The 1,275-nt window shown below is 41.2% G+C and carries 1 protein-coding gene; it reads left to right on the top strand.

Annotation, left to right across the window (positions count from 1 at the left end):
* Positions 1-110: 110 nt before the first annotated feature.
* Positions 111-1,175 (top strand): IS4 family transposase, encoded by a 1,065-nt coding sequence (locus QUB37_RS29695; protein ID WP_333168828.1) that lies wholly within the window; start codon positions 111-113, stop codon positions 1,173-1,175.
* Positions 1,176-1,275: the final 100 nt, after the last annotated feature.

Raw genomic sequence — 1,275 nt, 5'->3', positions numbered from 1 at the left:
CTGGGGGGGTGACAACCAGCCTGAAACCGAGAGGTGGTGAGGATTGAGCCAATGTGTGCTAAAAAAAGATAGGCAGCATAATTGTTACACGCTTGCCTATCCAAAAAATAATGATACCAACATTTTACCAGACTCATTTAAAAAAACAACTAACATCAGCTCTGTTTCTTGTAATGACAACTTTGCTATCGGTGATCCAATCAGAAAAACAAGTGAGATTAGAACGACTGGCACGGGTATTCCCTTATCCAATTACAACGGAAAGTCGGCGCAGAAAACTACAAAGATTTCTGGATTTACCAAATTTAACTATCTCATTAATTTGGTTCCCCTTAATTACTTATTGGTTGACCACTTATTGCCCCATTGGTACTCGTTTATCAATCGCCATCGACCGCAGTCAATGGGGGTGCATAAATCTCTTTATGGTTAGCCTGATCTGGGAGCGAAGAGCAATTCCATTATACTGGTCACTGTTGCCCAAATTGGGAAACAGTAGCTTCGAGTCACAGACTACCAATTTACAGCAAGTTTTACCATTATTTTCAGAATATAAACTCATCGTCTTAGGAGACCGTGAATTTTGTTCTGTTGATTTGGCAAACTGGCTTAAGGAAAAGGGTGTGTCTTTTTGCTTAAGACTGAAAAAGAATCTTTGTATCGAAACAGAACATTTAGTTTGGCAACGGTTGGATGAATTAGGAATAGTACCCGGAACTTGTTTGTATGTGCAAGGGAAAAGAGTGAGGAAAACTCTACCTACTACCGGGTTTGAGCTTGCTTGTAAGTGGAAAAGGAACTATGGGAAATATCAAGTTAAAGAAGCCTGGTTTATTCTCACGGACTTAGGCTCATTGCGAGCAGCGCTCAATGCTTATAAGCAGCGGATGGGTATCGAAGAAATGTTTCGAGATTGTAAAACAGGAGGCTACGATCTGGAAGGAACAAGCCTCAAAGGGAACCGACTTATTAACATGATTCTGCTCATGACACTGGCGTACACTTGGGCAATATTTCAAGGCACTGAACTGAAGAAAAAGCAGGTACAAAAATATGTATCTCGTCGCAAAGAACCCAAGAAAAAATATCGCAGACGGAGTACATTTGGTGTTGGTAAGGATGGAGAAAAGTGGGTTAATTATCTAGAACAATATTCTTTGGAGGTGGAACAGTAAACGCAAGTTAACTCCTTCTAAACGCCGCTTTTATCAACAAGGTATGCGGGCTGCAACCCTTATACAGTCTATCTCGTAGACCTCTTTGTCACCCCCCCAG

The sequence above is a fragment of the Microcoleus sp. AT3-A2 genome (assembly GCF_036705685.1).
Taxonomy (GTDB): domain Bacteria; phylum Cyanobacteriota; class Cyanobacteriia; order Cyanobacteriales; family Microcoleaceae; genus Microcoleus.
This window is presented reverse-complemented; position numbering and strand designations above follow the sequence as displayed.